Annotated in this window: 15 protein-coding genes; 3 read left to right on the top strand and 12 right to left on the bottom strand. The window is 62.2% G+C overall.

Annotation, left to right across the window (positions count from 1 at the left end):
* Nucleotides 1-51 precede the first annotated feature (51 nt).
* The 5 genes from HQL56_09130 to HQL56_09110 are packed head-to-tail and all read right to left on the bottom strand — an operon-like array spanning nucleotide 52 to nucleotide 7,543.
* The gene (locus tag HQL56_09130; protein MBF0309676.1) at nucleotides 52-1,953 is read right to left on the bottom strand and encodes a hypothetical protein; all 1,902 of its coding nucleotides are present in this window, start codon (nucleotides 1,951-1,953) and stop codon (nucleotides 52-54) included.
* Between the two features lie 23 nt (nucleotides 1,954-1,976).
* Nucleotides 1,977-2,453, bottom strand: a complete 477-nt coding sequence (locus HQL56_09125; GenBank protein ID MBF0309675.1) for a hypothetical protein — start codon at nucleotides 2,451-2,453, stop codon at nucleotides 1,977-1,979.
* On the bottom strand, nucleotides 2,443-3,789 hold the full coding sequence (locus HQL56_09120; protein ID MBF0309674.1) for a sigma-54-dependent Fis family transcriptional regulator: 1,347 nt from the start codon (nucleotides 3,787-3,789) through the stop codon (nucleotides 2,443-2,445). The genes HQL56_09125 and HQL56_09120 overlap by 11 nt, the downstream gene beginning before the upstream one ends.
* A gap of 15 nt (nucleotides 3,790-3,804) precedes the next feature.
* Nucleotides 3,805-6,540: a tetratricopeptide repeat protein gene (locus HQL56_09115; protein ID MBF0309673.1), complete on the bottom strand. Its 2,736-nt coding sequence runs from the start codon at nucleotides 6,538-6,540 to the stop codon at nucleotides 3,805-3,807.
* A 1-nt stretch (nucleotide 6,541) separates the two neighbouring features.
* Complete coding sequence (locus tag HQL56_09110) at nucleotides 6,542-7,543, bottom strand: sigma-54-dependent Fis family transcriptional regulator (GenBank protein MBF0309672.1); 1,002 nt, start codon at nucleotides 7,541-7,543, stop codon at nucleotides 6,542-6,544.
* Between the two features lie 400 nt (nucleotides 7,544-7,943).
* Here HQL56_09110 and HQL56_09105 point away from each other — a divergent pair, with 400 nt between their 5' ends.
* The 3 genes from HQL56_09105 to HQL56_09095 all read left to right on the top strand — a co-directional run bounded on the left by HQL56_09105 (nucleotide 7,944) and on the right by HQL56_09095 (nucleotide 12,551).
* Complete coding sequence (locus HQL56_09105; protein MBF0309671.1) at nucleotides 7,944-9,956, top strand: HAMP domain-containing histidine kinase; 2,013 nt, start codon at nucleotides 7,944-7,946, stop codon at nucleotides 9,954-9,956.
* Nucleotides 9,953-11,533, top strand: coding sequence for a DUF3369 domain-containing protein (locus HQL56_09100; GenBank protein MBF0309670.1), 1,581 nt, complete (start codon nucleotides 9,953-9,955; stop codon nucleotides 11,531-11,533). Before HQL56_09105 ends, HQL56_09100 begins: the two co-directional genes overlap by 4 nt.
* Nucleotides 11,534-11,918: 385 nt before the next feature.
* Nucleotides 11,919-12,551, top strand: a complete 633-nt coding sequence (locus tag HQL56_09095) for a response regulator transcription factor (protein MBF0309669.1) — start codon at nucleotides 11,919-11,921, stop codon at nucleotides 12,549-12,551.
* Between the two features lie 6 nt (nucleotides 12,552-12,557).
* Here the strand turns inward: HQL56_09095 and HQL56_09090 are convergent, their stop codons facing one another.
* The 7 genes from HQL56_09090 to HQL56_09060 form a co-directional block, all read right to left on the bottom strand.
* Nucleotides 12,558-13,415, bottom strand: a complete 858-nt coding sequence (locus tag HQL56_09090; protein ID MBF0309668.1) for a hypothetical protein — start codon at nucleotides 13,413-13,415, stop codon at nucleotides 12,558-12,560.
* Between the two features lie 76 nt (nucleotides 13,416-13,491).
* A complete protein-coding gene (locus tag HQL56_09085; protein MBF0309667.1) occupies nucleotides 13,492-15,330 on the bottom strand; it encodes an ATP-binding protein in 1,839 nt (612 codons plus the stop codon).
* Nucleotides 15,331-15,372: 42 nt separating this feature from the next.
* Nucleotides 15,373-15,810 carry a phosphate ABC transporter substrate-binding protein gene (locus HQL56_09080; protein ID MBF0309666.1) on the bottom strand — a complete coding sequence of 146 codons (438 nt, stop codon included), beginning with the start codon at nucleotides 15,808-15,810 and terminating at the stop codon, nucleotides 15,373-15,375.
* Entirely contained in the window at nucleotides 15,807-17,066 is a 1,260-nt protein-coding gene (locus tag HQL56_09075; GenBank protein ID MBF0309665.1) for a hypothetical protein, read from the bottom strand. Before HQL56_09075 ends, HQL56_09080 begins: the two co-directional genes overlap by 4 nt.
* A 168-nt stretch (nucleotides 17,067-17,234) precedes the next feature.
* Entirely contained in the window at nucleotides 17,235-18,455 is a 1,221-nt protein-coding gene (locus HQL56_09070) for an ABC transporter permease (protein ID MBF0309664.1), read from the bottom strand.
* Nucleotides 18,448-19,152, bottom strand: a complete 705-nt coding sequence (locus HQL56_09065) for an ABC transporter ATP-binding protein (GenBank protein ID MBF0309663.1) — start codon at nucleotides 19,150-19,152, stop codon at nucleotides 18,448-18,450. The genes HQL56_09070 and HQL56_09065 overlap by 8 nt, the downstream gene beginning before the upstream one ends.
* 6 nt (nucleotides 19,153-19,158) lie before the next feature.
* Nucleotides 19,159-20,310, bottom strand: a complete 1,152-nt coding sequence (locus HQL56_09060; GenBank protein ID MBF0309662.1) for an efflux RND transporter periplasmic adaptor subunit — start codon at nucleotides 20,308-20,310, stop codon at nucleotides 19,159-19,161.
* Between the last annotated feature and the right edge of the window lie 74 nt (nucleotides 20,311-20,384).

The raw sequence follows: 20,384 nt of genomic DNA, 5'->3' as shown, positions 1-20,384 counted from the left end.
ACCGGATTGCAACGCGGCCAGGGGCCGAAAGATGGTGAATGTCAACACGCCCTAGCGCCCCATACGGGTACACACCTGCCGCAGCTCCTGGGCCAGGGTTTGCGCCCGGACCACGGTGCGAGCCACCTTCTCCGGCAGTTCGGCGGCCTCGCGGGCATTGCGGGCAGCCTCTTCCTCGGCCTGACGCACATGGCTGAAGGACTCTTCCGCATGACGGGCGATTTCGGCCAGCCCGGCGTTGATCTCCCCCACGTTGCGGGAAACCTCGGCAAATCCCGAGGAGGAGTCGTTGACCCGGCGGGAGACCTCGTCCGTCTCGCCGCTGACCTCGGCAATGGCCCGCGCCACCCGCGCCATGGTGTTGCCCTGCTCCTCCACCGCCTGCAGCGCCTCCCGATTGGCCCCTTCCAGCCGTTCCAGGATATCGCTGGTCTGCTCCACAACCTCGCCCACGTCGCGGGAGTGGGTCTGAATATCGTCGACCTGGGTGGAGATCGACTCCGTGGACTTGGCGGTCTGCTTGGCCAGCTCCTTGACCTCGTTGGCCACCACGGCGAAGCCCTTGCCCGCATCGCCGGCCCCCGCCGCCTCGATGGAGGCGTTGAGCGCCAGCATGTTGGTCTGCTCGGCAATGCTGCTGATCACCTCCACCACCTTGCCGATCTCCCGGGCCGAGGCCGCCAGTCGCTCCATGACATCACCCGCCTTGGTGGAGAGGCCCATCGATTTGGCCGACTCGCGCAGCGCCGTTTCGCTGATGCGACGCACTCCCGCCAAAGAGCGTTGCATGTGTTCGGAGTCGGAGACCACCGCAGCCAGATTGCCGCTGGTTTTGAGGGCCGCCTCCCGCACATGGGCCACGCTGGTGGCCGCCTCCTCGGAAGCCGCCGCCACGGTGTTCAGGTTGGTGCTGGCCTCTTCGGTCGCCGCCGATACCTGCCCCATGCTGCTGGCCGCCGCGGACAACCGGTCGGAGACCTGATGGGCCGTATCGGCCAGACGGTTGCTGATCTCTCCCAGCTTTTCCAGCTCCCGAACCATGTCGACGGCCGTTTCGGCAAAGGAGACCACCACTTCGCAAAAGGCGGGCGGGGGCTCCTGTTCGGGGGCGGAGGTCGCAACCGGAGGGGGTGGGGTGACCGGGGCTGAGTGGGTTTCCGCCGCAACACTCTCCCGACGCAACACGCCGGGTAAGGCGTCGAGACGCCGCAACAGGGGCGTCAGCTCATCGTGGCCGAGATCGGCCACCCGCGCCGTGCCGTCACCCGCCAGGAGCCTCTCCAGAACCTGACTGCCGTTTTTCATGCGGGCCAGGAAGCGATCCGTCAGCAGATGGCCCCCGAAACCGGCCAGCAGCCCGGCCAGCAGCAACAGCAGCCAGGAGAGGAAACCGGAAGGGAAGGGACTCACCAGCGTTTCCCGAACCAGTTCCCCGAGGATGGACCTGGCTTCGGCAAAGAGTTTGCCGGAGGCCGCCTCGCTGCCCGGCGGCGGAACCGTTTTGCCCAGGGAGAGGGCCACCATGGACTCCTCCACGGCGGCCACCTTCCAGTCGGCTTCCAGTTTGTTCAGTCGGTCGGTCAGAGTCTGCAGCGGTTGGACCCATTTTCCGGGAAAGGCGGAGGTGAATTCGGCAAGTTCCTGAGCCACCTTCTTGCGCACGGTCTGCAGCGCCATCAGGGAAGGACGCAGAGCCCCGAGAGTTTCATTGAAGGCGAGGGCGGCTTCCCGGTCCACCGCCTGACGAAGAGCGTGGTGCCCGGCCCGGTCCAGAAGGTTTCGCTGTTCCTGATGCAGACGGTGCAGCTCCGCAATCTCCTCTTGCAAGGACCAGAGCGCCTCAAGCTTGGGACGATCGTCGGAGGAGGGGGTGGCGATCAACAGGGCCACAGCGGACAACAGCATTACCAGGCCCAGAAGAAGACGCAGTCGCATCAGAAAGGTGCCGGGCATGTGAGACTCCTTTGAATGACGCCCTACCAGGGGGCCTGATCCAGGGCCAGATAGGCCTTGTTCAGTTTTTCCAGGCGGATTTTCCACTCGCGGCCCCACTCGCGGCTGAGCTGTTGCATGGCCTTGTGGTGTTGCCGGTTTTCGTTGATGGCTTTGCGTCGTGCGGCCCAGAGATCGGCTCCGCTTTTACGCGCCTGCTTCATGCCGCTTTGAATGCCCTCACGGCGTTGCGTCAGGGCCTCGGAGTAGGCCTTTCGGGCTTTGCGGGCCTCCTCGGCGGCCTGATCGGCTTGCTGTTCCAACTGAGCCACCTTGGCTCGCCAGTAGCTTTTCGGTGTCAAATAGCGTTTCAGGGTGTCGGCGGCGGTCTCTCCCGCCACCAGCTCGGGGGGTGGGGACCAATAGCTGTCGCCACACCCGGAAAGCCCGCCGGATAAAGCCAGCAGCAGCACTCCCACCAGAGGGAGTCGTCGCGGAAGGCAGTCCACCCTAAACGACACGACCGGCATATTCGTTCAATTTATTGCGCAGGGTGCGAATGGAGATGCCCAGAAGCTCGGCGGCCCGGGTGCGGTTGCCCGCCACTTCGTCCAGGGTGCGGCGAATCAGAATCTCCTCCATCTGCCGCACGGTCGTGCCCACCGGAAGATGAATCGAATCCCCGTCCAGGGCATCCATCACGGCGGTGGCCTCCGGCGGGGGGGCGTCGATCATCAGATCGAAGGCGGTGATGGTGTTGCCTTCGGCCACCAGCAGCGCGCGATGCACGATATTTTCCAACTCACGGATGTTGCCGGGCCAGGCGTAGCTGACCATGGCCGCCTTGGCATCGGAGGAGAAGGGGATGTCGCTGCGCCCCAGCTCTTTCACGAACCGCTGACGGAAATGGTCGGCCAGAGGCAGGATGTCCTTGGGACGCTGCCGCAGGGAGGGGAGATGCACCGGAAAGACATTCAGACGATAGAAGAGATCCTCCCGGAAGAGTTTCTGCGCGGCCCAGGCTTTGAGATCCCGGTTGGTGGAAGCCACCACCCGCACGTTGAGGGAGATGGGGGAGCGCCCGCCCACCGGATCGACCTCGCTCTCCTGCAGTACCCGCAACAGCTTGGCCTGCAGGTTGAGAGACATTTCGGAAATTTCGTCCAGCAGGATGGTGCCGTTGTTGGCCATCTGGAACTTGCCCTTGCGATCCGCCACCGCGCCGGTGAAAGCGCCTTTGGCATGACCGAAGAGTTCCGATTCCAGGAGGTTTTCGGGCAGGGCGGCACAGTTGATGGCCACGAAAGGCCCGTCGGCGCGGTCCGATACCTGATGCACGAAGCGGGCGATCAACTCCTTGCCGGTGCCGGACTCACCCTGAATCAAAACGGTGGCCCGTGAGGTGGCGACCCGGCGAATCTGGGTCAGCAAACGGGTCATGACCGGATCCGCGGTGATCAGACGCCGTCCCCGGCCCAGTTCGGGATCGAAATACTGGTCGGCGTAGCGCTCCAGCAGGGTGCGCACCACGGGTTCTTCCACCGGCAGCAGCATGTAATCGGCGGCCCCGGCGTTGATGGCCTCCCGTGCCTCGGAGACGCTGCCGCCGGTGGTGGCCAGTACGATGGGCAGACCGCGATAGAGAAAGGTGAGATCCCGCACCGCCGTCACCGCGTCGGGTACCGCCTCCGCCGCCAGAATCACCAGCGCCGTGGGCTGTTCCCGGAGCGCTTTTTTGGCGCTGTCCAGGTCGCTCAGACTGCGAATGGCCACCTGGCAGGCGCGGATCTGTGCCTCGAAGCGCGTCCACTCCCGTCCGCTACCACCGATGAGTACGATTTCCTTCTGCGCGTTCATATGCCCATTCCGTCGTCAACGGTCCTTGCCGGCTGCCTTGGGTTTGCCTTCGCTTTGCATCAGTTCCAGTTGACCGACATGCTCCCTGGCGATGCCGACCCAGGGCCCCTGGGGATCGACGCTGCCGGCCTGGCGAAACGCCTCCTGGGCACCGGGCAGATCCCCTTGCCGTTGCAGAATTTCGCCGATGCGCATCTGGCCCAGGGCGCGAAACTCGGGTTTGGTCGCTTCGTCGGCCACCTTGCGGAAGATCGGCAGGGCCTTGAGATCCCCCTTCCAACCCTGTACCAGTTTGGCATACCAGAAGTAGTCGTAACCGTCGCCCACGGAACGGTTGTAGAAAAGATTCTCCACCGCCTCGGCAGCTTGGGGGAAACGGCCCCGACCGGCTTCGGCGCGAGCCAGGAGACGCAGCCGCTCGGACTGATCCTCTTCCGAAAGCAGCGCATCCGGCACCTTCTCCAGCAACAGCAGGATGCCTTCCCACTGTTCCAGGTTGGCCAGCCGTCGGGCCTGATCCACCCGTACCCGCGCGGTTTCCGGGGTGAGGCGGGCCGGATCCACATCGGGGGGGTTGCCCATGAGCAGCGATTCGCCCAAAGCCCGCAGGGAGTCCGGGGCCTTGCCGTTGTCCCGGGCCATATCCAGCAGATCGAGGGCCGCACGGGTCATTCCCATGGCCAGCATCGCCTCGGCCAGATGGGTTCGGGCGTCGGCATATTCCGGCTGGGCGCGCCAGTCGTTGCCATGGGATTCCGCCAGCAGCACGGCGTATTCCGGACGACCGCTTTGCAGCGCCTTGGCCATGCCCGCCACCATGTAACGGTGTTTGAGCCGGTCCGCACGAGCCACGATACTCTCCATGGCGGTGAAACGCATCAGCTTGTTCAGGGAATCGAGGGCTTCCCGATGCATCCCCGCGTCGCCCTGCATCTCCGCTTTGGTGATATAGGCTTCCACCATGGCCCCGGTCAAGGGGGCATTGCCGATAAACTCGTCCAGCTCCTTGAGACGATCGGCGAGAGGGCGTTCCGGCTGCAGTTGCAGGCGGTAGACCCGGGCCCAGGAGGCGGCTTCGGAATCGGGGTACTCCACCAGGAGCTGATTGAACAGGGTCAGGGCGCTCTGCGGCTGCCCGGTTTGCCGCATGGCCACCGCCGCGCCGAGCCGGGCCCAGGGGGCCCGTTCCGCGTCACCGGGATAGAAATTGAGGAAATGGATGAAGTATTCCAGCGCCTTGGCATGGTTGCCCACGGAGGCGAAGGTCTGGGCCGTCTCCAGCAGGATGCGCGGTTGATTGTAGACCTGGGTGGCGATTTCACGGGGCATTTCCGCCAACCGTTTGGCCGCCTCTTCGGGATGTCCCTTCTCAACCTGGATGCGGGCCAGAAGATAATAGGCGTGAGCCTTGGCCGGGGTATCGGTCTTCTCCAGTTCGACGACCTTTTCCAGAGCGGAGGTGGCTTCGTCGAAACGACGCAGTCCGAAGTTGGCCCGTCCCCGCTCCAGCTCCACCAGCGGGGAGCGATGGGGCAGGTTGGGATCGTCCACCAGTCCGATGGCCGACTCGTACAGACTGCCGTCGTTCAAGGTCTGCAGCAGCAGCATGCGGTAGCGGGGATAGTAGTAATGGTTGGGATAGCGGGAGAGGACCGACAACAGCTCCTGATGCAGCCAGCCGGGACGCACGTTCATGCGGCTGAGGATGTCGATCCGGTAAAAACGCACCACTTCGGCGTTGGGGCTTTCCGGAAAGGTGGTGAGCAGATTGTCCAGGTAGCTGCGCGCCCGGGGGAACTGGTGATCCCGATCCATTTTACGCGCGGTATCCCAGAAATAGCTTTCGCTGACCGGTTTGTCCGCCAGTTGCACGGTGTTTGCCTGGGGAAGGAAGAAGGGGGTCAGACGATTCAGGGGCAGGACGTGCCCGGACGCCACGGCTTCGGCCCGTCTGGCCAGAATGGCTTTGGCTTCGCTGCCGCGGCCCAGGCCGTTTTTGGCCACGATCTCCATGATCAGGGTGCCGGAAGTGGCATCGTGGTGAAACTGCACGTTGCCCACGTCCGGGTGCAGGCCGACCTCGACTTCCAGATCCTTGCCGGCGAACTGATAGGCGACCAGGTTATCCACCAAACCCGAGGGTGGCGGAGGCTGCCAGCCCCGTTCGAACTGGGCTCCGGGAAAGGTGAGGCGGGCCAGGTGGCCGTTGAGGTCCAGGGATTGTTCGTAACGGCCCGCGCCGGTGAAGGAGAAGACCAGCAAGGTGCCGTCCCGACCGGGCATGACCAGATTTTCCTGCAGCAGGGTGCTTCCCGCTGCCTTGGGCAGGGGAGGCCGTTCCACCACCAGGCGATACTGGCGGGAGCCCCTGGGCAGACCACGGGTCTCCTTGGCCAGCGGCTCCTCCAGAAACTCCCGGTACTGCAGCATCGGTTCCCTCAGGTCCAGATTGAAGAAGATGCCCATTTCGCCGGCGGGACGCTCTTCCACCTGAAACCGCTCGATGAGCTGGCTGCGCATCAGGTCGATATGGGAGAAGGGCAGGGCCAGCAGTCCGGGGATGGCCACCTGCAGGCGATTGGGGGAGACCATGTTGCCCTGTGGGGGCTCGGTATCCGGTGGAATATAAAAACGCAACTCCTCCCGGCGACCCGATTCGATCACCAGGTATTCCAGATTGCCCGCCGCCTGGAGAGCGGGAACCCACAGGCAGAAGAGCAGAGCCCACAGAGCGCGCAAGGTTCGGCCCACATCAACCCTCCAGCCTCTCCAGACCCTTTTTCTTGATCTTCTCCACCAGGGTGGTCCGGTTCAGATTGAGCAGGCGGGCGGCCTTGTTCTTGTTCCAGTCGGTGCGTTGCAGGGCGGTCAGAATCAGTTGATTCTCGAAGGTTTCCACCTCCTGATTGAAATCGACCTGCTCCTGGGATTCGAAATCGACGCGGAATTCGCTGGCCGGAATGATGTTGGCCGCCGTGGCCGAGGTATTCATGGGGCCCTGGCTGTTGAGGATCTTCTCCGGCAGATCGGAGAGACGCACGTCCCCTTCCACCAGGATGGTGAGCCGGTCCACCAGGTTTTCCAGTTCGCGCACGTTGCCCGGCCAATGGTAGTCGAGCAGGGTGTCCATCACCGTATCGGAGAGGTGCAGCATGGGCCGGTTGCGCTCCCGATGCAGCTTTTCCAGGAAGTATTCCACCAGAACGGGAATGTCTTCCTGGCGGTTGCGCAGGGGGGGAACGTGCAGGGGCACCACGTTGAGGCGGTAGAAGAGATCTTCCCGGAAGCGATTGGCGGCGACTTCGGTTTCCAGGTTCTTGTGGGTGGCGGCGATGACCCGCACGTCCACTTTCTGGGATTTGACCGCGCCGACGGGTTCGATGACCTTCTCCTGCAGGGCGCGCAGCATCTTGACCTGGAGTTTGGGGGACATGTCCCCGATCTCGTCCAGGAAGAGGGTGCCGCCGTGGGCCAGGGCGAAGCGACCGTCCCGCTGGTGGGCGGCTCCGGTGAAGGCGCCGCGCACATGTCCGAATAGTTCGGATTCGAGGAGTTCTTCGGGGATGGCTCCGCAGTTCACCGGAATCAGCGGTTGATCCCGCCGGGGGGAGATGGCGTGAATGGCCCGGGAGATCAACTCCTTGCCGGTTCCGCTCTCTCCCTGAATGAGTACGGTCGCGTCGGTGGCGGCAACCCGCTCGATCAACCGATACAGTTTTTGCATAGTCGGGGCGTTGCCGATTATACCGTACACAGCACTCTCCTTATGCCTTGCCCTGATCCATCAGGATGTCAAATTACCAACGCACGATACGGCAATCCCCGCTTCCCAACAAGGAACTCTCCACGTTTTTTACAAAATCCTTCCGGGGGGGGTACCCATAATTAGCAAATTGCACGCCAAGATTTTGGCTTTGTCGGAAAATTGCCTGATTTTGACGCCTTTTTTCCCCGGCGCCGACCTCTCCCGATAAGATTTGCGCCGAAAATATGTCAAAAAATGGTGACAATCCAAACTCTTCCGGGAATCCGCACTATCCGTCTGAAAAGTTCAAAAAAACAGGTGCAATTTATTCTTGTTTCACCTAATGTAACAGAAATTTCGGAGCAAAGGGAAAAGATAATAACATATTTTACTTGTATAAAAGGGGACGATGGTCAATCTTGCCACGGCAGCCACCCAGTCGAATTCGTGTGAACAAACCACCTACTCCCGGTGGATGAACCTCCGGGGGCTCTCTCATGTGACCATTCGGGCCAAACTGCGCACCATTTTCACCCTGATCCTGGCCACCTTTCTCCTGCTCGGCGCTCTCTTCCTCTATCACCATCAGCTCTGGCACCGCATGCGCCAGGCGGAAAAATTGACGGATGATATCGACTTTCTGACACGCACCATCATTCTGGGTTTCTACCGGGTGGGCAACTGTGTGCACAACTTTGACGGCCGACACTTCCGCAAGGAGCCCTGCCAGGGCTTCATCGGCGATACCCGGGCCCGCATCGGGGAGTTGGAGGCGGAACTGGCCCGTCAGCCCGCCTCCCGCCCCTGGAGCCTGCGTCACGAGATCGACCGCATGGCCGAAAGCGCGGAGCAGGTGTTCGATCTGACGGAAAGCATCGGCTACAACGAAAGCCGCGGCCTGCACGGGCGCTTTCGCGATGTGGCCCATCGCCTGGAAGGGGTCTTCCGGGGAGAGGAGCGGTACCGGGAACTCTCCAGTCTGCTGCAGATGCGCCGCCACGAAAAAGACTTCCTCATGCGGCTGGAACCCGCCTATCAGGAGAAGTTCGAACAGGAGTACCGCCTCGTCAGGGAGTACATCGAGAAGCGTCCCGATCTCACCCCGACCGCACGGGAGCGGGATCTGGAGGATCTCCGGGAGTATCACGCCCTGTTCCGTCAGACCGGGGTTCTGGTTTGGGATCGCTACCAGGCCATGGCGGAGTTCCGCCGGGTTTCCGGAGAGATCTTCGTCAATCTGGACCGCCTGCAGGAGGATCAGCAACGGCAGCGCCCCGTTCAGTCGCAGCTTCAGGAAACGGCCATCGAATCCGGCACCACCCTGATACTGGGTCTGGGGGGCTTGCTGGGTGTGCTTCTCCTGGGCATCACCTCGCTCTTCTTCCGTTCCATCGCCCGTCCCATCGGTATCCTGGCCGAACAAGCCCGAGGCATCGCCCAGGGGGATCATCAACGGGTCATCCTGCTCTCCGGCAGTGACGAAATCGGCCAGCTCGCCGCCAATCTGCAGGAGATGAAGGTCGCCATCCTGCGTCACAGCCAGCATCTGGAAGCCATGGTGGCCCTGCGCACCGAAAGCCTGCAACAGGCCAACGACCAGTTGCGGGAGACCATCCACGATCTGGAAACCACCCGCGAAGAGCTGATCCATGTGGAGAAGATGGCCTCCCTGGGGCGGCTGGTGGCCGGATTCGCCCACGAGGTCAATACCCCGGTGGGCATCGCGGTGGGTTCCTTCTCTCAGCTTCCCGAGGTGATGGGACGCATTCAGCAGATGTTACAGGGGGAAGAGGTCGATGGCGATCTGTTGGACCGGGAGGTGGCCATGGCCCGCGAAGCGGTTGGTCTCGGCATGACCAATCTCTTTCGCGCGGCGGAGATCGTCTCCCGTTTCAAGCGCACCACCCTGGATCAGGCCTCGGAAGAGCGACGTCTGTTCAACGTCTGCGATGTCATCGAGGATGTGCTGGTTTCGGTACACAACGCCTTCAAAAGCAGCCCGATCACCATCACCTGGGAGTGCCCGCCGGAGCTGGAGATTTTCGGGCAGCCGGGATTGATGGGGCAGTTGCTGACCAATCTCCTGATGAACAGCCACCGTCACGGTTTCGATGACGGCAAACGCGGTGGCACCATTCGCATCGAAGCCTCCCTGCAGGAGGAGATGCTGCACCTCGACTACCGTGACGATGGACGGGGCATGACCGCCGACGTGGTGGCCAAGGCCTTCGATCCCTTCTTCACCACGGCTCGGGAGCGGGGCGGCTCGGGGTTGGGTCTCTATATTTGTTACAACATTGTGCGCAACCAATTGCAGGGCGCCATCCACCTGCGCAGCGAACCGGGAGAGGGGGTCTGCTTCACGGTTCGTTTTCCCGCCACGCTGTCGCGCTTGATGGATGGATTCAGGGAGGCGAAATGAGCGAGGAGAACCGGAAACGCATTGTACGGCGCGCCGTCGGGGCAACGGACGCCGCGTCCGCCACCGGGCCGACGGTTTCCCGACCCTGGCGTCTGCTGGTGGTGGACGACGAGCCGGGCATTCACGCCGTGACGCAGCTCAATCTGTCGGGATTTCAGTTCGATGGTCGGGGTTTGGAGATCCTCTCCGCCCGATCCGCCGCCGAGGCCCGACAACTGCTGGCACGGGAACGGGATATTGCCCTGGCCTTGATCGACGTGGTCATGGAGACCCCTGACGCCGGCCTTGAACTGGTACGTCACATCCGGGAGGAGTCGGGCGATCACCTCATCCGACTGGTGATCCGCACCGGTCAGCCCGGCGTGGCCCCGGAACGCTACGTCATCGAACATTTCGATATCGACGATTACAAGGAAAAGACCGAACTGACGGCCCAGAAACTCTTCACCACGGTACGTACCGGGTTGAAGGCCTATCGCGATCTGTGCCATCTGGAAAAACATCGCCATGGTTTGACCAGGGTCTTGGACGGAACGCCGGTACTCTTTCGTTACAAGGGGTTGACCGCTCTCTTCGTGGGGGTGCTGGAGCAGTTGTTGGACCTGTGTCGCATGGCCAATCGCTGCCAGAGCGGCGGGGCGCGTTCCGGAGAGTGGCATTTCCTGGTGGCGGATTGTCTGGAGAGCCCGGACGGGGGCATGCGTTTTCGCTGCGGCACGGGCCGGTTTCGGGAGGATCTCGCCCTGCAGGAGGAGACCATCCAGCGGCTGCACGCCCTGCTGCATCAGGAGATGGGGGTCCTGCCGCTGCAGCGGGGCGAGGGGTTGTTCCCCCTGATCAGCCGGGGATGGCGGGTGGGCTTCATCTATTTGAGCGTCGGCGGCCAGGATGGCATTCCCGAAGCGGAGCGCCAGCTGGTGCAGGTTCTGGTGAACCAGTGTTCGGCGGCTCTGGAGAGCCAGCGCCTGTTTCAGGAGGTTCACCTGGCCAACCGGCAGACGGTGTTCATTCTGGGCACCGCCTCGGAGTACAAGGATCGGGAGACCGGCAACCACATCAACCGCATTGCCCATTACACCCGCTCCCTGGCCCGCATGCTGGGGGAGGAGGCGGAACGGGCGGAAGAGCTGGCCCTGGCCAGCACGCTGCACGATGTCGGCAAGCTGGGCATTCCGGATGCGGTATTGCAAAAGCCGGGGCGTCTGACGGCGGAGGAGATGCTGGTCATCCGCACGCATCCCGAGATCGGCTTGCGCATTCTGGGGGAGAGGCCGGGGTTCGAACTGGCGCGGGAGATCGCCGGCGGGCATCATGAACGTTGGGACGGCGCGGGGTATCCGTATGGGTTGGCGGGCGAAGCCATTCCCTATTCGGCGCGGTTGGTGGCGGTGGCGGATGTCTTCGACGCCCTGGTATCCGTGCGTCCCTACAAGAAATCCTGGACCCCGGAGGAGGCCATGATGGAGTTGTGCCGGGGCGCCGGCAGCCATTTCGATCCCATCATGACCGATGCCTTCGCCGCTTTGTACGAAAATGGCGCCATTCTGGAAATCAGGGAGCGTTTCCCGTCGGATTGACCGGCAGATGCGGAACGGATCGGTTGGGAGGGGGGCCGGTGTGTGGTTGAAAAGATCCTGTCTCGCCGAACGCCACTCTATATGGGGCGCTGTGAAGCACTCAATATGGAGTGCCTTCGGCGAGACAGGGAGTGAAGAACCCAACAGAACAACTAGCGCGTTTGTCCTTGCAGCTCTTCCGCTGTCAGGATCCGGAGGAGGGTGGACGTTTAATCGATTTTTTTAAATATTGGTTGTTTTATTTTTTTGTTCTCTCTATTCTGATCCGGCTCACTCTCGGGCTGCCATTATGGGGATGGGTTGAGCGCCGAACAATCGGCAAGAAAGTGTATTATTTGTCGGCAAAATAGTGACAATTTGGAAATATTTGATGGGAGTTGTTCAGATGATAAGAATAGTAATTATTGATGATCATGGCGTTCTTAGAGACGGTATATCTTCGCTTATTCGCAATGAACACGATATGAAGGTCGTCGGTGAAGCTGGATCAGGTCATGATGCCGTGCGTTTGATCATGGATGGACAGTGCGACCTGGCCCTGCTGGACGTCAATCTGCCCGATATGGACGGCATGGAAGTGGTGCGTCAGGTGCGGTCACGGGGCAGTCGGTTGCCCATCCTGATCCTGACCATGTATCAGGAGAGTTACCTGGCTCTTAAACTGTTGCAGTCCGGCGCCAACGGCTTCATCAACAAACAGAGCCTGGGGGAGGATCTGCTCAAGGCCATCCGGTTGGTGGCCGCCGGCAAGCGGTATCTCTCCGAGGAGATGCACGAACAGCTGGCTTTCAAGCTGATCGACCAGCCGAACCGGGAGCCTCATGAACTGCTGTCGCCCCAGGAACGCACCATTCTGCACATGATCGCCAAGGGCGCCACGGTATCCCGCATTGCCGAGGAGTTGCATCTCTCCTCCAGCACGGTGACCACCTATCGCCGTCGCATCAAGGAGAAGCTGGGTATCGAAGGCTCCACGGCGGAGTTGGTGCGCTATGCCATAAGCCACAATATGGGGTGATCCCGGCTACGAAAAGATCTGGTCGATGCTCTCGGCGGTGAAAAGGCGCTTGCCGCACGCCTTCAACGTATCGGCATCCGCTGCCGCCAACCGGGTTTTCACTCCTTCCGGCACGGCCCCGAAACGTTCCTGCAGCAGTTCGAGCAGCATATCGATCTTGCCTTTTTGCAGTCCGATCTGTTGTCCGATCTGTTGTCCGATCTGTTCGCCTTCCCGTTCACTTTCCTGTCGGGCTTTCAGGAACAGATTGCGCAGAACAGCGTTTTCCATCACATCCACGGTGATAGCCATGTTGTCGGCCTCCTCTTGAACGGTCAGTTCCAGTTTGCGCAAGCCGGAGATGATAACCAATTTGGTCAGGGCATCGGCTCGCGCTTTGGGTTTCAGGCGATCGATGCGCCGCAAAATCTCTCGAATGGTGTTGCGTCCGTTGTCCATGCGGCACAACACCGCCAGAATATTCTCTTCCAGACTGGCGCTGGCGAGCATTTCCTGGCAATCGATATCCCGAATGTCGATGACGTCGTAACGGAAGAACAGGTTTGGTTCGCGGATGATCGCCGCAGGTTTCCAGGGGTACATGCCGACATAGAGCACTTTCTGCACCACCACCCGGTCGGGGTGACGTTGCCGGATGAAAGCGAAATACATCAGCATGCGCCAGTCCATGGACTCCGGTGCGCCCTGCAGGTCCAGATGCAAAAGAGAAAGATCGTCCAATTCGAACAGCAAGTCCGGAATGCGTTTCATGGTGGAGGGAAACTCCACCGGCCACAGGGCCACCCCCCTTTTGCCCACCAGGAGTCGCAGCAGGGTCTGCGGTGGTTCGTGAAAAAGATCCTTGAGGGTGGTATCGTAGCGCATGGGTCGTAACTCTGTATCTGCCGGATTCAAGCCTCCTTATCATGGCACTCCTCCACACCCGATTCAAGACAAGCGTTCACTCAAGGCCTGTCACTTGCCCCGAGACCGTCGGGGGCTCGTCCATCGGCAGGACCGTCACGATACGGGTTCCACCCCCGCTCCGTTTCTCCACCGTCAATCGGCCATGCCGCCGCAAGGCCCTCTCCCGCATGCTTTCCAAACCAAACAGGGCGTGGGGGGAAAGTTTTTCGGGATCAAAGCCCCGGCCATTGTCCTCCACCGTCAATACCACCTGCCCCCTCTCCCGATACAACCGGATGCGCACCGCGCTGGCCCCTGCGTGCCGCACCGCATTGGTCAGAGCTTCCTGACAAATGCGGTAAATGGCGGTGCGATCCTTTTCATTCAAGTGGATCTCCTCGCCGCCCTCCTCCAGTTGACAATCGAGTCCGCTGTGGCGGCGGGTGTTCTCCGCCAGCCAGGAGAGGGCGGCCTGAACGCCGAATTTGTCAAGCAGCGGCGGGCGTAGCGAAACCGCGATATGACGCACCGTGGCGAAGGCCTGGTCGATGAGCTGATCGGTCTCCTGCAACGAGGCGGCATCGATACCCTGTGCCAACAGTTTGATCTTGAGTTTCAGGGTGGTGAGCAGACTGCCCAGTTCATCGTGAATCTCCACGGCGATTTTGCGCTTTTCGGCCTCTTCGGCGTTGTCGAGACGTTCCGCCAAACCCCGAACTTCCGCCGTGGCCAGCCGGAGTTCCCCTTCCTGCTGGTTGACCCGCTGCGTCAGGAGTTGATTGAGTTTGAGAATCTCCTTTTCCGCCTGTCTCTGCGCCGTGATGTCGTGCAGGGAAACCACGGCTCCCAGCCTGTTTCCCCTGGCATCGTACATGGGCCGCCCATTGGCCTGAAGAAGCAACTGAACATGAGGGCGGGGAATGATGACCAATTCCTGGTTATGAACCTCCTGCCCCATGAAGGCCTGAAAGAGAGGAACCTCCTCCTTGGGCATGGGGGTGACGCCGTCCGCGCGAAAGATATGGTAATGGCCCGCCCACTCCTCTGCGGGCAGCGGCTTGATTTCCAAGCCGTGCATGAGGTGGGTGGCGCGATTGAACAGAAAAAGTCTGCCCGTTTCGTCACAGGCCACGATGCCGTCCTGGATATTGTCCAGCACGGTTTCGAGAAAGACCTTCTGCCGCTCGAAAGCCTCCACTGTTTCTCCCAGATGCCCCCGCAGCAGGCGCTCCTGCCGAAGGGCGTCGTCGCTGGCCTCCAGCAGCCGGTTGATGCTCTCCTGAAGTTGGGCGATTTCGTCCGCCGGATGGTCGGGGTCGGGCGGCAGACGCACGCCCCCTCCCGGAAGGATCTCCTTCAGTCGGGCTACCAGGAGGATCACGGGCCGGCTCAGGAGTCGTCGCGAAACGACCACCACCAGAACGGCGGCGATGAGGGACTGGAGATACATCAGCAGCACCCCGTGAATGGCCAGGACCTTGGCTTCCCGATCGATTTTCTCCCGGTTCTGCATGACCTGCAGCACCCCGATCTTCTCCTGGCGGTTTACCGGGGAATAGAGGGGATAGCTGATGGTCCAGACCGGGGTCAGGGAGGGGATGGAGCGGGCTTCGTACTGGAAATCATCGAAGGAGGCGATGCGAACCGCCAGAAAGATGGTATTGCCCAATAAACCTTCCGCAATGTCCTGGGCGATGGGCTCGTTCCTGGCGTAGATGCCCACCTCGGCCTGGGACAACACGGTCCGGATCAGTTGTTGCTGCAGGGTGTCGACCTCCAGTTGTTCATGGCGGAAGAGAAAAACATAGGTGAAGGTTCCGGCCAGAATGGCGAAGAGAAACATCCCGAGACTGACCTGAATGGCGAGACGGCGTTCGAGTCGGGTGATGTTCATGTCATCGTCTACCGACTGCCGGTGGCGAGGAGGGCATGACGCTCATTCCGGGAGAAGCTTGACGGTTTTGACCCCCGGTTTTTCCAGTGCGGCATCGACGTAGCCGATGGCGTCCGGAGTGTCGGCCACGCTGGAGAGGATGCGGGCGCAATCGCCGGGGGTATGCAGAGGCAGGACGCGCCCGCTGAAAATCAGACGGGCCCAGAAGGTATCGACCTGAATCAGGGACATGCCGTTGACCGCCTGAAAGAAACGGCGACGCAGGGCGCTTTCCCGGGGTTGTTCGAGAACGGTGGCGTGTTTCCCGTCGGGAAAGGTGCGTCGTCGTCCCAGGTAGAGATCGGAGAGATGGGAGGGTTCCAGGGTGGAAACGGGGTTGCCGGGATGCACGATGACGGCGATATCCGCATGGGCCTCGCCGCTTGCGAGGACCAGCAGCGGCAGGAGGAGGAGGGCAAAGGGCGCTTTCATGCCGTTCAAAAGACGAAATCCATCGTGGCCGACAGGAGATTGACCCGAAGTGGGCGCTCCCGTTCGGCCACGGTGGGTTGGCTGTACCACAATCCGTACCCGTAGGGATGGATGTGAATGGAGTCCAGTTGAAACTTGAGAGCCAGGCGGGAGGTGATATCCCAGCGCAGCCCCACCGAGGTGGTCTCCTGATCGAACCGGGTCGAGTTGAGGGTCAGAAGGGCGGTTGTTTGCAGGTCTGCCAGGCCGATGCGGCTCCAGTCGGTTTGGCCCTGGTAGAGGTCGCCGTGGGGGCGGATGGCGCTGAACAGGAGGAAGGGCATCCAGGATCCGAAGCGATAGCCGGCTCCGAGGTATCCCATGTCGCCGTTGGAAACCATGTCCGCCGAGGTGTCGATGCGTCCCAACTCGCCCTGAAGGAACCAGTTGCCTTCATCGTAGGAGGCACCCAGAGTGGTGTAATGCACATGGGTTCCGCCGTAGCGCATCTGCCGGGCCAGTTCCCGTGCCTCGGCGCCAATGCCGGGGGGGTTGGCGGAGGAAACCGCGCCCAGTCCGGCCAGCAGGGGCTCCAGGGGAGCGGGATCGTTTTCCGGAATGATGTGAGAGGTGCCGGCCTGAAGACGCCAGGGGCCATTTTCACGGGAGAGGATCAGACTGAAGACCCGGTTGCTGTGGAACGGATAGACGCTGTCGCGCCCCATGGTGAAGCCCAGGGCGCCGTGTCCGGCCTGGAACGTGAGCCGCCAGTCGTCCACGGTGTAACGGGCATCGAAGCCGTCCACGGCGTACATGGGAATCCAGCCGTAGAACTCCGTCGGCGGGCGCACCCAGGGGTAGGCGTAGCCAAGGTTGCGGTGATCCGACATCAGGAAGATGTCGTATCCGACGCGCCCCAGACGGGTTTCGAAGGCGGGAAGGGGGCGCCACTTCAGAAAGGCCAGATCGAGGTAACGCAACCAATGGTGATCGGCCTGATCCCGCAACACCACCTGGCCCACCAGCTCCACTTCGGGATTGAAGCTGAAGGAGGCTTGCAGCCCGAAGCGGGTGTCGGTGCGGGCGGAAGTGTCAGTTTCCACATGATTTTGCGGGCGCTGGGAGAGATCCCGTATAAAAGCGGCCTTTTCGCTGTTGTCGTGACTGATGCCCAGGGTGGCGTAGCCGTTGACGCGCCATTGGGGCTCTTCCCCGGCCTGGAGGGGGAGGGGGTGAAACAACAGGAAAGCCAGCCCCGGAAGCGTTGTTGCCGGAAACCGGATCACCACGTCTCTCCCGGCGGCGAAGAACAGGTGGTGGATGACATGGAAAGGCCTCCTGAATACTCTCGGCAAGTTACACGAGCGGCGACACTCCCGGCGATGCGATTCACCTCTCGCCTATCATATCACGGATTGCGGATTTCGGGAGGCCTATATGAGGAGATGGCGCGTTTACTGGTGGCGCAGGGCCTCCACCGGGTCTTTGCGGGCGGCGGCCAGGGCGGGATAGAAGCCGAAGAGGATGCCGACGCCGCCGGCCACGGAGAAGGCGATCAAAACCGACATGCCGGTGACCACCACCTCGAACTCGATGGCGTTTTCCAGGAGTTGGGCGCAGCCCATGCCCAGAGCCACGCCGAGGGAGCAGCCGAGGATGGAGAGGAGCATGGCTTCGAGGAGGAACTGGCCCAGAATGTCTTTCTGGCGGGCGCCGACGGCCAGACGCAGGCCGATCTCCCGGGTGCGTTCGGTGACGGAGACCAGCATGATGTTCATGATGCCGATGCCGCCCACCACCAGGGAGATGGAGGCGATGGCCCCCAGCAGCATGGACATGATGCGGGTGGTTTCCGCAGCGGAGGAGGCGATGGCGGTGAGATTGCGCAGGGTGAAGTCCTCCTCCTGATGTTCGCGGAGGCGGTGGCGCTGGCGCAACAGGTTTTTCATGGCCTTTTCGGCCTCGTCCATGGCCGGTTCGGAGATGGCGCGGGCCATGATCATGCGCACGGTGCCGGGAAAAGGGGTGCCGAAGAGCTTGCGTTGCGCCGTGGAGAGGGGAATGAGGATGGTGTCGTCCTGATCCCGGCCGTCGAGGCTCTGGCCCTTCTGGCCCAGGACGGCCACCACCCGGAAGGGTTGTTGTTTGATGCGCACGGTTTGGCCCAGGGGATCGGCCTCGCCGAAGAGGTTTTCCACCACGGTTCGTCCCAGGATGGCCACACGGGTGGCGGAACGCACGTCGCTGTCGCCGAAGGGGTATCCGGAGGCGAGGCTCCAGGAGCGCACCGCCAGAAAGGAGGGGGTGACGCCGTAGACCGAGGTGTTCCAGTTCAGGGAGCCGTGGACCACCTGGGCGGAGCCGAAGTGGACGGGGGCCACCACATCGAGGCTGGGCAGGGTGGCGAGGGCTTCGGCGTCCTCCACGGTGAGGGTGGGCATGGAGCCGCCTTCCCCGCGCACGCCGCTGCTGCTGGGGGCCCCGGAACGGATGATGAAGAGATTCGACCCCATGGAGGAGATGGTCTGGTTGACCGCTTGTTGCGCCCCCTGACCCACCGCCAGCATGAGGATGACGGCCCCCACCCCGATGACGATGCCCAGCATGGTCAGCAGGGTGCGCAGGCGGTTGGCTCCCAGGGAACGCCAGGCTTCGGCGAAGAGAAAACTAAACACGGGCCTCCCCGATGGGTTCATCCTGAATGATGCGACCGTCCTGAAAGCGGATCAGTCGCTGGGCGTGACGGGCCACATCCGGCTCGTGGGTGACCAGGATCAGGGTGATGCCCTTTTGGTGCAGCCCGCCGAACAGGGTCAGAATCTCCTCGCTGGTGCGACTGTCCAGATTGCCGGTGGGTTCGTCGGCCAGAATCAGGGAGGGCTCCGTGACCAGAGCCCGGGCGATGGCCACCCGTTGCTGCTGGCCGCCCGAAATGCAATTGGGGTAGGAGTCGGCCAGGGTTTCCAGACCCACCTTGCCGAGTTCTTCCCGGGCGCGCTGTTCCCGGTCCCGGCGTTTGGTTCCCCGATAGACCAGGGGCAAGGCCACGTTTTCCGCCAAAGTCAGTCGCGGCAGCAGGTTGAACCCTTGAAAGACGAAGCCGATGAGATGGTTGCGGGCCTGGGAGCGCCCGTCGGGACCGAGCCGGGCCATATCCCGGTTTTGCAGGAAGTAGTGGCCGCGCGTCGGGGTATCCAGACAGCCCAGCAGGTTCAGAAAGGTCGATTTTCCCGAACCGGAGGCCCCCATGATGGCGACGAACTCCCCTCGGGCGACTTGCAGATCGACGCCGTGCAGGGCGATGAAATCTCCGGCGGGGGAGGAATAGGTCTTGCCAAGGGCTTCGGTGCGAATCAGGTTTTCCGTGGTCATGGCCGTTCAGAAGAGGCGCATGTGGGGTTTGCCGCGGGCGGCGTCGCCTTCGTCGCGGTTTTCCCCGGTGATGATGACGGCTCCCTCGCTGACCTCGCCCGACAGCAGTTCGGTGAAGCGGTTGTCCGTCAGACCCAGGCGGCATTCCACCCGTTTGGGTTTACCCTGTTCCAGGAGGTGGACCGGGGAGAGAGGTCCCTCCCGTTTGCGGGGGCGGGATTCCGTCGCCGGTTTGCTCTCCGCCTCCTTGGGGCGGTATCGCAGGGCGGTGTTGGGCAGCAGCAGCACGTCGGGACGTTTGGCCACCACCAGATTGACCATGGCGGTCATGCCGGGCAGCAGGGAGAGGTCGGGGTTGTCCACGCCGATGACCACATCGTAAGTGACCACGTTCTGCACCATGGTGGCGTTGAGTCGCACCTGGCGCACCTGGCCTTCGAAGGAGCGGTTGGGGAAGGCGTCCACGGAGAAACGGGCCGGCAGACCTTCGCGGATCTGGCCGATGTCGGCTTCGGCGAAGCTGGCGTTGATCTGCATATGGGAGAGGTCGCGGGCGATTTTGAACAGGGTGGGGGTTTGGAAGCTGGCGGCCACGGTTTGGCCGACATCGACCACCCGATCCACCACCACGCCGTCCACGGGGGCGCGGATGGCGGTGTAGGCGTGGTTGACGCGATCCTTTTCGTGTTGGGCTTTGGCCAGCGCCACCTGGGCGGCGGCGCTTTTGCGGGCCTGGAGGGCCTGATCCATCTCCTGCCGGGAGATGAACTCCTGCTCGAAAAGGGCTTTCTGGCGTTTTTCGTTGGCCAGGGCCAGTTCCAGGGAGGAGCGGGCGTTTTCCAGACTGGCGGCGCTTTGCCGCACCTGGGCGGCCAGCAGGGCGTCGTCGAGTTCCAGGAGGAGGTCGCCCTCCTTGACCCGGCTGTTGAAATCGACATGCAGCCGTTTGACGGTGCCGGAGACCTGGGTGCCGACGTTGACCAAGCCGACGGGGTTTATGACCCCGTTGGCGGTGACGGTCTGGATCAGGTCACCGCGTTTGACGACGGCGGTTTGGTACCGGCCCTCGGTTTCCGAGAGGGGGGCATGGCGGGAGAGGAACAGACCGAGGCCGGTCAGCGCGGCAAACAGAAGCAGGAGGCGTGGGGCGATGGTCATGGTCGAAGCACCGTGTCACGAAATACGGGGGTCCGGGGGGGATTATCCCCCCCGGCGGGGTTCGGGGCGGAGCC

The sequence above is a fragment of the Magnetococcales bacterium genome (assembly GCA_015231925.1).
GTDB lineage: Bacteria > Pseudomonadota > Magnetococcia > Magnetococcales > JADGAQ01 > JADGAQ01.
The sequence above is the reverse complement of the archived record's forward strand: the minus strand, read 5'-3'. Positions and strand labels throughout refer to the sequence as shown.